The sequence below is a fragment of the Mycobacterium sp. 1245801.1 genome (genome assembly GCF_001673055.1).
Taxonomy (GTDB): domain Bacteria; phylum Actinomycetota; class Actinomycetes; order Mycobacteriales; family Mycobacteriaceae; genus Mycobacterium; species Mycobacterium europaeum_A.
This window is the reverse complement of sequence record NZ_LZKY01000122.1, coordinates 1-10,895: the sequence shown is the minus strand read 5'-3', so window position 1 is coordinate 10,895 and position 10,895 is coordinate 1. Positions and strand designations below refer to the sequence as shown.

The 10,895-nt window shown below is 66.6% G+C and carries 8 protein-coding genes, 3 pseudogenes and 1 riboswitch; of the genes and pseudogenes, 6 read left to right on the top strand and 5 right to left on the bottom strand.

Annotated elements, in window-relative coordinates; genetic code table 11:
* Positions 1–189: pseudogene (locus tag A5622_RS27955) on the top strand (inner membrane protein YhjD); the annotation flags it as partial.
* On the opposite strand, the pseudogene yhjD reads toward A5622_RS27955, so the two are convergent.
* Both yhjD and trpS read right to left on the bottom strand, forming a co-directional pair.
* Positions 150–929, bottom strand: a pseudogene (gene yhjD, locus A5622_RS07185) (inner membrane protein YhjD); the annotation flags it as partial. The pseudogenes A5622_RS27955 and yhjD overlap by 40 nt on opposite strands.
* Before the next feature lie 41 nt (positions 930–970).
* On the bottom strand, positions 971–2,002 hold the full coding sequence (gene trpS / locus A5622_RS07180) for a tryptophan--tRNA ligase (RefSeq protein WP_066877567.1): 1,032 nt from the start codon (positions 2,000–2,002) through the stop codon (positions 971–973).
* Positions 2,003–2,216: 214 nt separating this feature from the next.
* Here trpS and A5622_RS07175 point away from each other — a divergent pair, with 214 nt between their 5' ends.
* Positions 2,217–3,026 carry an alpha/beta fold hydrolase gene (locus A5622_RS07175; protein WP_066863651.1) on the top strand — a complete coding sequence of 270 codons (810 nt, stop codon included), beginning with the start codon at positions 2,217–2,219 and terminating at the stop codon, positions 3,024–3,026.
* Here the strand turns inward: A5622_RS07175 and A5622_RS07170 are convergent.
* On the bottom strand, positions 3,019–4,248 hold the full coding sequence (locus A5622_RS07170; RefSeq protein ID WP_066877565.1) for an NADP-dependent isocitrate dehydrogenase: 1,230 nt from the start codon (positions 4,246–4,248) through the stop codon (positions 3,019–3,021). The genes A5622_RS07175 and A5622_RS07170 overlap by 8 nt on opposite strands.
* A 27-nt stretch (positions 4,249–4,275) precedes the next feature.
* Complete coding sequence (locus A5622_RS07165; RefSeq protein WP_066863632.1) at positions 4,276–6,510, bottom strand: NADP-dependent isocitrate dehydrogenase; 2,235 nt, start codon at positions 6,508–6,510, stop codon at positions 4,276–4,278.
* 151 nt (positions 6,511–6,661) lie between these two features.
* A riboswitch (SAM riboswitch) is annotated at positions 6,662–6,784 on the top strand.
* Between the two features lie 129 nt (positions 6,785–6,913).
* Between A5622_RS07165 and A5622_RS07160 the strand changes: the two genes are divergently transcribed.
* Genes A5622_RS07160 through A5622_RS07145 form a run of 4 tightly spaced genes read left to right on the top strand, consistent with a single transcriptional unit; the run spans position 6,914 to position 10,636 of the window.
* Complete coding sequence (locus tag A5622_RS07160; protein ID WP_369829221.1) at positions 6,914–8,317, top strand: bifunctional o-acetylhomoserine/o-acetylserine sulfhydrylase; 1,404 nt, start codon at positions 6,914–6,916, stop codon at positions 8,315–8,317.
* Between the two features lie 11 nt (positions 8,318–8,328).
* On the top strand, positions 8,329–9,471 hold the full coding sequence (locus A5622_RS07155; protein WP_066877561.1) for a homoserine O-acetyltransferase: 1,143 nt from the start codon (positions 8,329–8,331) through the stop codon (positions 9,469–9,471).
* A complete protein-coding gene (locus tag A5622_RS07150; RefSeq protein ID WP_066863641.1) occupies positions 9,468–10,199 on the top strand; it encodes a class I SAM-dependent methyltransferase in 732 nt (243 codons plus the stop codon). Before A5622_RS07155 ends, A5622_RS07150 begins: the two co-directional genes overlap by 4 nt.
* Before the next feature lie 2 nt (positions 10,200–10,201).
* Positions 10,202–10,636 carry a VOC family protein gene (locus A5622_RS07145; protein ID WP_066877569.1) on the top strand — a complete coding sequence of 145 codons (435 nt, stop codon included), beginning with the start codon at positions 10,202–10,204 and terminating at the stop codon, positions 10,634–10,636.
* Positions 10,637–10,663: 27 nt separating this feature from the next.
* Here A5622_RS07145 and A5622_RS29570 read toward each other — a convergent pair.
* Positions 10,664–10,895: pseudogene (locus A5622_RS29570) on the bottom strand (hypothetical protein); the annotation flags it as partial.

Genomic DNA, 10,895 nt, shown 5'->3' with positions numbered 1-10,895 from the left:
GCGATCGGCTTCGAGGTGTTCAAACAGGTGGCGTCGATCTATCTGAGGACCGTGCTGCGCAGCCCCGCCGGCGCCGCGTTCGGGCCGGTGCTGGGGTTGATGGTGTTCGCCTACATCACCGCCTATCTCGTCCTGTTCTGCACCGCCTGGGCGGCGCCGGCGGGGCTGCGCAGCACGGTCCTCAGATAGATCGACGCCACCTGTTTGAACACCTCGAAGCCGATCGCGGCGATCAGGCCGGCGCGCATCGAATCGGTCAGGCTGACCTTCTCGCGGGGCAGCCGGGCGATCATCCAGGTGAACAGCAGCCACGACACCAGCGTCGCGATCAAAAGCGAGATCAGCCAGAACAGCCAGTCGAACACTATAAACCGGGGTATGCCAAGCCATTTCAGCAAGGCGGCCATGGGCGCGGTGTGGCCGACGGTGGTCAGCGCGACGGTGACCACGATCACCGCGAACGTCCCCACCATCGCCAGCAGGTCGGAAAGCTTGTTGCGCACGAAGCCCGGTGACTCGATGTGGGTGTCCCACCACATCTCCGTCAACGCCTGGCGCAGGTGCGAAATCCAGCCCAGGCCCGCCCACACCGCGGTGGCCAAACCGATGACACCGACCGAGGTTCGGGCATCGATCGCCGAGTTCATCAATTCCTGCAGCTGATTACCCAGCGCGCCGTTCACCTGGGAACGGATGTGGTCGTCGATGGTGCTCAACAACTGGGGCCGACGGGCCAGCACGAACCCGAAGACCGCGAAACCGACCATGAGCAAAGGAAACAACGCGAAGATCGTGTAATAGGTGAGGCCGGCCGCGAAGAACCCGCCGTTGCGCTCGTCGAAACGCTGGTAGGCGCGGATGACATGGTCGATCCACCCGTAGCGGGTCCGCAGTCGATCGAAAATGCCCGGCTTGGCCGGCTCGCTCATCGCACGACTCCAATGAGAAGCGGATCTAGCTCCTTGGGGATCTAGCTCCCTGGTGGAAGAAACCCAAGCCGATCGTAAACCCGCCGGACCGTTTTCCCGGCCACATCGTTGGCCTTTTCCGCCCCGGCGGCCAACACCGCCTCCAATTCGGCCACATCGGCGGACAGTTCGTCGACGCGGGCCTTGATCGGCGCGACGAACTCGACGACCGCCTCCGCGGTGTCCTTCTTCAAATCGCCGTAACCCCTTCCGGCATAGCCGTCCACGAGCGTGTCGATCGCGACGCCGGTGACCGCGGACTGGATGCTCAACAGGTTGGACACGCCCGGCTTGGCCTCGGTGTCGAAGCGGATCTCGCGCTCGCTGTCGGTGACCGCGGAGCGAATCTTCTTGGCCGACACCGCCGGATCGTCGAGCAGGTTGATCAACCCGGCATCGGTGGCCGCGGACTTGCTCATCTTCGACGTCGGATCCTGCAGGTCGTAGATCTTTGCGGTGGCCTTGGGAATGAGCATGTCCGGCACCACGAACGTGTCCGGGAAGCGGCTGTTGACGCGCTCGGCGATGTCGCGCGCCAGCTCGAGGTGCTGGCGCTGGTCCTCGCCCACCGGCACCAGATCGGTGTCGTAGGCCAGCACGTCGGCCGCCTGCAACACCGGGTAGGTGAACAACCCGACCGTGGTGGAGTCGGCGCCCTGGCGCAGCGACTTGTCCTTGAACTGCGTCATCCGCGACGCCTGCCCGAAGCCGGTGAAGCACCCCAGCACCCAGGCCAACTGGGTGTGCGCCGGCACGTGGCTCTGCACGAACACGGTGCTGCGGGCCGGGTCGATGCCCAGCGCCAGGTATTGGGCGGCGGTGATCAGGGTGCGACGACGCAGCGCCTCGGGATCCTGGGCGACGGTGATGGCGTGCAGGTCGACCACGCAGAAGAACGCGTCCCAGTCATCCCCCCAGTCGTCCTGCAGCGCGACCCACTGCCTGACGGCGCCCAGCGCGTTACCCAGGTGAAGCGAGTCGGAGGTGGGCTGCACGCCGGAGAAAATCCGGCTGGATCCGGTAGCGGTGCTCATGATGCACCGATCTTTTCACGCGCGGCCGTCGCGGCCGCACGGACCGGCGCCCGTCACCCCGCGTGTTGCGGTACCGGCGGTACCGGCTTTACTGTCGGGTTATGCGCAAGCTCGTCTGCTCGGCTCCTTCCGCGTGAGCCCCGCTCACTCGGCGTCGCCTTCGGCCCGTTCGCCGATCCACCTCGGTCCCAGGGATGGTTCCGCAGAGCCGGTGCTGATGTTGCACGGGTTCCTGATGTCGCAGACGGTGTGGGAGCCGGTCGCGCCGCGGCTGGCCGACACCGGCCGCTTCGAGGTCTTCGCGCCGACGATGGCCGGGCACAACGGCGGGCCCTACGCGGGCACCTGGCTGCTGAGCTCGTCGGTGTTGGCCGACCACGTCGAGCGCCAGCTCGACCAGCTGGGCTGGGAGACCGCCCACCTGGTCGGCAACTCGCTGGGCGGCTGGGTCGCCTTCGAGCTGGAGCGGCGCGGGCGCGCGCGCAGCGTGACCGGCATCGGCGCCGCCGGCGGATGGACGCGGTGGAGCCCGGTGAAGTTCGAGGTGATCAGCAAGTTCATCGCGGGCATGCCCTTCCTGGCGCTGGCCCGGCTCTTCGGTGAGCGGGTGCTCCGGTTGCCGCTCAGCAGGCGGCTGGCGACCCTGCCGCTCACGGCACGGCCGGACGGCATCAGCTCCGAGCAGCTGTCCGTCGTCGTCGATGACGCCGCGCACTGCCCCGCGTACTTCCAGCTGCTCGTCAAGTCGCTGCTGGATCCGGGCCTGCTGCAGTTGGCCGACACCGCGGTGCCCGTCCAGCTGGTGCTGTGCGAGAAGGACCGCGTGGTGCCCGCGAGCAGGTTCTACCGGCACTTCACCGACTACCTGCCCGAGGGGACGAAGATGACCGAGCTCGACGGCGTCGGGCACGTGCCGATGTTCGAGGCGCCCGACCGGGTGACCGCGGTCATCGCCGACTTCGTCGACGAATGCGCCGCCGGGGCCGACCGGCGTGCGGACCGGCACCAGCCACCGGCTAGCTAGCCAGCCGTTTTTCCAGGTTCTCGGCGATCGAGTTGAGGAATTCCTCGCTGCGCTGCCACTCCTGATCGGGGCCGATCAGGATGGCCAGGTCCTTGGTCATCTTCCCGCTCTCGACCGTGGAGACCACCACATTCTCCAGGGTTTGCGCGAACTCGATCACCTCGGGGGTGTCGTCCAGCTTGCCGCGGTGCGCCAGTCCGCGCGTCCAGGCGAAGATCGAGGCGATCGGGTTGGTCGAGGTCGGCTTGCCGGCCTGGTACTGGCGGAAGTGCCGGGTGACGGTGCCGTGCGCGGCCTCGGCCTCGACCGTCTTGCCGTCCGCGGTCATCAGCACCGACGTCATCAGCCCCAGTGAGCCGTAACCCTGCGCCACGAGGTCCGACTGGACGTCCCCGTCGTAGTTCTTGCAGGCCCACACGTAGCCGCCCTCCCACTTCAGGCAGGCCGCGACCATGTCGTCGATCAACCGGTGCTCGTAGGTCAGTCCCTGCGCCTCGAACTCGTCCTTGAACTCCTCGTCGTAGACGCGCTGGAACTCGTCTTTGAACATGCCGTCGTAGGCCTTGAGGATGGTGTTCTTGGTGGACAGGTACACCGGCCACTTGGCGTTCAGCCCGTACTGCAACGAGGCGCGGGCGAAATCGCGGATGGAGTCCTTGAAGTTGTACATCCCCATCACCACGCCACCGTCGTCGGGGATGGACACCATCTCGTGCACCATCGGTTCGCTGCCGTCGGCGGGGGTGAAAGTGATTGCGACGGTTCCGGGTTTGTCGACCTTGAAGTTGGTCGACCGGTACTGGTCGCCGAAGGCGTGGCGGCCGATGACGATCGGCTTGGTCCAGCCCGGCACCAGCCGCGGCACGTTCGAGATCACGATGGGCTCACGGAAGATGGTGCCGCCCAAGATGTTCCGGATCGTCCCATTGGGCGAGAGCCACATCTTCTTCAGGTTGAACTCCTGGACGCGGGCCTCGTCGGGGGTGATGGTCGCGCACTTGACGCCCACGCCGTGTCTCTTGATGGCGTAGGCCGCGTCGATCGTCACCTGGTCGTCGGTGCGGTCGCGATGCTCGATGCCCAGGTCGTAGTAGTCCAGGTCGATGTCGAGGTGCGGCAGGATCAGCAGGTCCTTGATGAACTTCCAGATGACGCGGGTCATTTCGTCACCGTCGAGCTCTACGACGCGGCCCTTGACCTTGATCTTGGCTTCGCCTGCCATGTCGAGTCCGGCTTCCTGCTTGCGGCCCTAACCGGTTGAAGCCGCTAGCGCCTCGTTGAATGTCTTGCTGGGCCGCATGATTGCCGTCGTCTTCTCGCTGTCCGGGTAGTAGTAGCCGCCGATGTCGACCGTCTCGCCCTGCGCCTCGGCCAGTTCGGACACGATGGTCTCTTCGTTCTCGGCCAGCGAGTCGGCCAGCGGGGCGAAGTGCTGGCGCAACTCCTCGTCGTCGGACTTCGCCAGTTCGGCCGCCCAGTACAGCGCCAGGTAGAACTGGCTGCCGCGGTTGTCGAGCTCGCCGGTCTTGCGCGACGGGCTCTTGTTGTTCTCCAGCAGCTTGCCGATCGCGGCATCCAGCGTCTTGCCCAGTACCTTGGCGCGCTCGTTGTCGGTCTTGATGCCGATGTCTTCGAAACACGCTCCGAGAGCGAGGAATTCGCCCAGCGAATCCCACCGCAGGTGGTTCTCCTCCACCAGCTGGTGGACGTGCTTGGGTGCCGAACCGCCCGCCCCGGTCTCATACATGCCGCCGCCGGCCATCAACGGCACGATGGACAGCATCTTGGCGCTGGTGCCCAGCTCCAGGATCGGGAACAGGTCGGTGAGGTAGTCGCGCAGGATGTTTCCGGTCGCGGCGATGGTGTCCTGCCCCCGCATCGCGCGCTCGATCGTGTACCGCATGGCCCACACCTGCGGCATGATCTGGATCTCCAGGCCCTCGGTGTCGTGCTCCTTCAGGTACGCCTTGACCTTCTTGCGCAGCTCGACCTCGTGCGGTCGCTCGGTGTCGAGCCAGAACACCACCGTCATGCCGGAGTTACGCGCCCGGGTGACGGCCAGCTTGACCCAGTCGCGGATCGCCTCATCGGTGACAATGGGCATCCGCCAGATGTCGCCCTCCTCCACGTTCTGGGTCAGCAGCACTTCCCCGCTGTCGAGGTCGACGATGTTGGCGACGCCGTCCTCGGGGATCTCGAAAGTCTTGTCGTGCGAGCCGTACTCCTCGGCCTGCTGCGCCATCAGCCCGACGTTGGGAACCGTGCCCATCGTCGTCGGATCGAACTGCCCATGGGTTTTGCAGAAGTTGATGATCTCTTGGTAAATGCGGGAGAACGTGGATTCGGGGTTGACCGCCTTGGTGTCCTTCTGCCGCCCGTCGGCGCCCCACATCTTGCCGCCGGCGCGGATCATCGCCGGCATCGAGGCATCCACGATCACGTCGCTGGGCGAGTGAAAGTTGGTGATGCCCTTGGCCGAATCGACCATGGCCAGCTCGGGGCGGTGTTCGTGGCAGGCGTGCAGGTCGCGGATGATCTCCTCGTGCAGCGACGCGGGCAGCGATTCGATCTTGCTGTACAGATCGCTCAGGCCGTTGTTGACGTCGACGCCGAGCTCGTCGAAGAGCTCCTGGTGCTTGGCGAAGGCGTCCTTGTAGAAGACCTTCACCGCGTGACCGAAGACGATCGGGTGCGACACCTTCATCATCGTCGCCTTGACGTGCAGCGAGAACATCACGCCGGTTTCGTAGGCGTCCTGCATCTGCTCCTCGTAGAACTCGACGAGGGCCTTCTTGCTCATGAACATGGAGTCGATGACGTCGCCGTCGCGCAGCTCGACCTCGGGCTTGAGCTCCAGGGTCTGTCCGCCCTTGGTCTCCAGCACCATCTTCACGTTGCGGGCGCGGTCCAGCGTCATCGACTTCTCACCGTGGTAGAAGTCGCCGTGCCGCATGGTCGCGACGTGCGTGCGCGAGGCCGGCGACCAGTCCCCCATGCTGTGCGGGTGCTTGCGGGCGTACTCCTTGACCGCCTTGGGCGCACGCCGGTCCGAGTTGCCCTGCCGCAGTACCGGGTTTACCGCGCTGCCAAGGCATTTGGCGTAGCGGGCGCGAATCTGCTTGTCCTCGTCCGTCTTTGGGCTCTGCGGAAAGTCCGGAATCTTGTATCCCTTGCCCTGCAGCTCTTTGACAGCGGCGATCAGCTGCGGAACCGAGGCGCTGATGTTCGGCAGCTTGATGATGTTGGTGTCGGGCAGCTCGGTCAGCCGGCCCAGTTCGCCCAGGTTGTCCGGCACCCGCTGTTCTTCGGTCAGGTGCTCGGGGAACTCGGCCAGAATGCGGGCGGCCACCGAGATGTCGCTGGTCTTGATCTGGATGCCCGCCGGCTCGGCGAAGGCACGCACGATAGGCAGGAACGCATAAGTCGCCAGCAGCGGCGCTTCGTCGGTCAGTGTGTAGATGACGGTCGGCTGTTCGGCGCTCACGATCCCTCTCCCGGCGTCAATGATGGGTTGGAAATTTTGGGGGCTCAGCGTTCTGACTGCCACGTTATCAAGGGTGTTTGGACAGGTGTCGACCTGCACGCGCACCGCCGGGGTTAGCACTGAGTCGGCACAGTAAGATAATCTTCGTATTGGTCATGAGCGCCAGCATCAAGCCCCGGCTTGCTGGCCGGCAACCCTCCAACCGCGGTGGGGTGCCCCGGGTGATGACCAGGTTGAGTAGCCACACACACCGGCTATCCGGCAAGCGCGGGTCCGCCATGACGGGCCCCTGAGTAGACAGGGAAACGTGATGTGCATTCTCCCGACCCAATCACGCCCGCTCGTGCGTCGCTGCTAATCCGCGCCGCCGGTGGACGCCTCATCCTCGCGTCCCGGCCGCCCGATGCACATTCCCCTACCAGCAGAAAGCGATCCCGTGACCTCCGACAACGCCGATCACGACACCGATCCGACCGCGCACTGGTCGTTCGAGACCAAGCAGGTGCACGCCGGCCAGCAGCCGGACCCGGCCACCAACGCCCGAGCCCTGCCGATCTACCAGACCACGTCGTACACCTTCGACGACACCACGCACGCCGCCGCCCTGTTCGGGCTGGAAGTGCCGGGCAACATCTACACCCGGATCGGCAACCCGACCACCGACGTCGTCGAGCAGCGCATCGCCGCGCTCGAGGGCGGGGTTGCGGCGCTGTTCCTGAGCTCCGGGCAGGCCGCTGAGACTTTCGCCATATTGAACCTGGCGAGTGCCGGAGATCACATCGTGTCGAGCCCGCGCCTCTACGGCGGGACGTACAACCTGCTGCACTACTCGCTGGCCAAGCTCGGCATCGAGGTAACCTTCGTCGAGGATCCCGACGACCTGGATTCGTGGCAGGCCGCGGTCCGGCCGAACACCAAGGCGTTCTTCGCCGAGACGATCTCCAACCCGCAGATCGACATCCTCGACATCCCCGGTGTCGCCGGGGTCGCGCACGGCAACGGCGTCCCGCTGATCGTCGACAACACCATCGCCACGCCGTACCTGATTCAGCCGTTCTCCCACGGCGCCGACATCGTCGTGCACTCGGCCACCAAGTACCTCGGCGGCCACGGCTCGGCGATCGCCGGGGTCATCGTCGACGGCGGCACCTTCGACTGGACGCAGGGCCGCTTCCCGGGATTCACCACCCCCGACCCGAGCTACCACGGTGTGGTGTTCGCCGAGCTCGGTCCGCCGGCCTACGCGCTCAAGGCGCGCGTGCAGCTGCTGCGCGACCTGGGGTCGGCCGCGTCGCCGTTCAACGCGTTCCTGGTCGCCCAGGGCATCGAGACGCTGAGCCTGCGCATGGAGCGCCACGTCGCCAACGCGCAGCGGGTGGCCGAGTACCTGGCCGGCCACGACGGCGTGCTGTCGGTGAACTACGCGGGCCTGCCCAGCTCGCCGTGGCACGAGCGGGCAAAGAAGTTGGCGCCCAAGGGAACCGGCGCGGTGCTGGCGTTCGAGCTGGCCGGCGGCGTCGAGGCCGGCAAGGCGTTCGTGAACGCGCTGAAGCTGCACAGCCACGTCGCCAACATCGGCGACGTGCGCTCGCTGGTGATCCACCCGGCGTCCACCACGCATGCCCAGCTGAGCCCGCAGGAGCAGCTGAGCACCGGGGTCAGTCCCGGCCTGGTGCGGCTGGCCGTCGGCATCGAGGGCATCGACGACATCCTGGCCGACCTCGAGCTCGGCTTCGCCGCGGCAGCCAAATTCGGTGTGAGCGCGGGGGCGTCGGGCACCGACCCGCAAGCCGTGGCGGCGTTCTAAGGAGCCCGGCGATGGCGATCTCCGGCGTCCCCACCCAGACGCTGCCCGAAGAAGGCGAAATCGGCTTCGTCGACATCGGCTCGCTGACCACCGAGGGCGGCGCTGTCATCGACGACGTGCACATCGCCATCCAGCGCTGGGGTGACTTGTCGCCGACGCGCGACAACGTGGTGGTGGTGCTGCACGCGCTGACCGGCGACTCGCACATCACCGGGCCGGCCGGACCCGGGCATCCCACCGGCGGCTGGTGGGACGGGATGGTCGGGCCGGGCGCGCCCATCGACACCAACCGCTGGTGCGCGCTGGCCACCAACGTGCTGGGTGGTTGCCGCGGCTCCACCGGACCCAGCTCCCGGGCCCGGGACGGAAAGCCTTGGGGCTCACGGTTTCCCCGCATCACGGTCCGCGACCAGGTCGACGCCGATATCGCAGCGCTGGCCGCGTTGGGGATCGAACGGGTCGCCGCGGTGGTCGGCGGATCTTTGGGTGGTGCAAGGGCTTTGGAGTGGATCGTCGGTTATCCGGACCGGGTACGGGCCGGTCTGCTTTTGGCGGTGGGGGCGCGGGCCACCGCCGATCAGATCGGCACCCAGACCACCCAGATCGCGGCGATCAAGGCCGACCCGAACTGGCAGGGCGGTGACTACCACGACACCGGCTTCGCGCCCGACGCCGGGCTGGCGATCGCCCGTCGCTTCGCGCACCTGACCTATCGCGGTGAGGCCGAGCTGGACGCCCGGTTCGGCAACCACGGGCAGGACGGCGAGGATCCGAACAACGGCGGCCGCTACGCCATGCAGAGCTACCTGGAGTATCAGGGCGACAAGCTGGTGGAGCGCTTCGACGCGGGCAGCTACGTGGTGCTGACCGAGGTGCTGAACAGTCACGACGTCGGCCGAAACCGTGGCGGGGTTCGTAACGCGTTGTCTAGCTGCCCGGTTCCGGTGGTGGTCGGCGGCATCACCTCCGACCGGCTGTACCCGCTGCGCTTGCAGCAGGAGCTGGCCGAGCAGCTGCCCGGCTGCGCCGGCCTGCGGGTGGTGGACTCGCTGTTAGGGCACGACGGCTTCCTGGTCGAAACCGACGCCGTCGGCGAATTGATCCGTCAGACACTGGCATTGGCGGACGACGGGGAAGGCACGTCGCAATCGTGACGCGCTCGCGGCAAGACCGCTCCCTCTCGTTCGGCTCGGCGGCCGCGGCTTACGAGCGTGGGCGCCCCTCCTATCCCCCGGAAGCGATCGACTGGCTGCTGCCGGTCGGGGCGCGCCGAGTGCTCGACCTCGGTGCCGGCACGGGGAAGCTGACCACCCGACTGGTGGAGCGCGGCCTGGACGTGGTGGCCGTCGACCCGATCCCGGACATGCTCGAGGTGTTGCGCACCTCGCTACCGGAGACCCGGGCGCTGCTGGGCACCGCGGAAGAGATCCCGTTGGAGGACAACAGCGTTGACGTGGTGCTGGTGGCGCAGGCCTGGCACTGGGTGGATCCCGAGCGCGCGGTGCCCGAGGTGGCCCGGGTGTTGCGGCCCGGCGGGCGGCTGGGTCTGGTGTGGAACACCCGCGACGAACGCCTCGGCTGGGTGCGCGAACTGGGCCAGATCATCGGCAGCGACGGCGACGGCCGCACCCGGGTGACGCTGCCCGAGCCGTTCACCGATGTGGCGCATCATCAGGTGGAGTGGACGAGTTACCTTACGCCGCAAGCGCTGATCGATCTCGTCGCGTCCCGCAGCTATTGCATCACCTCGCCGACCGAGGTCCGCACCAGGACGCTCGATCAGGTGCGCGAATTGCTGGCCACCCATCCGGCGCTGGCGAATTCGACGGGCTTGGCGCTGCCCTACGTCACCGTGTGCACCCGCGCGACGCTGGCCGGGTGAGCATGGAGCAACGGCTGAGTGTGATCACCCTCGGCGTTGCCGATCTGGATCGCGCCTACCGATTCTATGAACGCCTCGGCTGGCGCGGTCAAGAAGTGCAGGAAACGGTCTTCTTTCAGGCCGGCGGTCTCGCGGTGAGCCTGTGGGCGCGCGACAAGCTTTCGGCCGATCTCGGCATCGCCGACCAAGGCGATGACGGCTTCGGTGGTATCGCTTTGGCACACAACGTGCGCTCGCGTTCCGAAGTGGACGAGATCCTCGCCGCGGCAGAAGATGCCGGAGCGACGATCACGCGTGCTGCTGGCGACACGTTCTATGGCGGGTATGCGGGCGCATTCCGCGATCTCGATGGTCACGCGTGGGAGGTCGCCTACAACCCGGGTTTCTCGCTAGCCGAAGACGGCGCGATCACAGTGCCAGATTTCTCAGAAGGCTGATCACTGGAGTTCAGGTCCCCAGCCGGGTTACCACCCGTCGTACTCATCCTCGTTTCGCAGCAGCTTTTCGGGGTGGTGGAAGGTGTTGGTGCGGGGTTGGCCGGTGTCGAGGTGTGGGGGTGGGATCCATTGGGTGTCGCCGTGGGTGTTTTTGCGGGTGGTCCAGCCGCCGGGTCTTAGTAGGCGGTGGTGGGGGCCGCAGGCGAAGGTGAGGTTGTTGACGTCGGTGGTGTGGCACTTGCTGTAGTCGGTGACGTGG

Bases quoted from the DNA above. Each gene is read 5' to 3' on its own strand.
- trpS (WP_066877567.1), bottom strand. From the start codon at position 2,002: ATGAGCACCGCTACCGGATCCAGCCGGATTTTCTCCGGCGTGCAGCCC.
- A5622_RS07170 (WP_066877565.1), bottom strand. From the start codon at position 4,248: ATGGCAGGCGAAGCCAAGATCAAGGTCAAGGGCCGCGTCGTAGAGCTC.
- A5622_RS07160 (WP_369829221.1), top strand. From the start codon at position 6,914: ATGCACATTCCCCTACCAGCAGAAAGCGATCCCGTGACCTCCGACAAC.
- A5622_RS07155 (WP_066877561.1), top strand. From the start codon at position 8,329: ATGGCGATCTCCGGCGTCCCCACCCAGACGCTGCCCGAAGAAGGCGAA.
- A5622_RS07145 (WP_066877569.1), top strand. From the start codon at position 10,202: ATGGAGCAACGGCTGAGTGTGATCACCCTCGGCGTTGCCGATCTGGAT.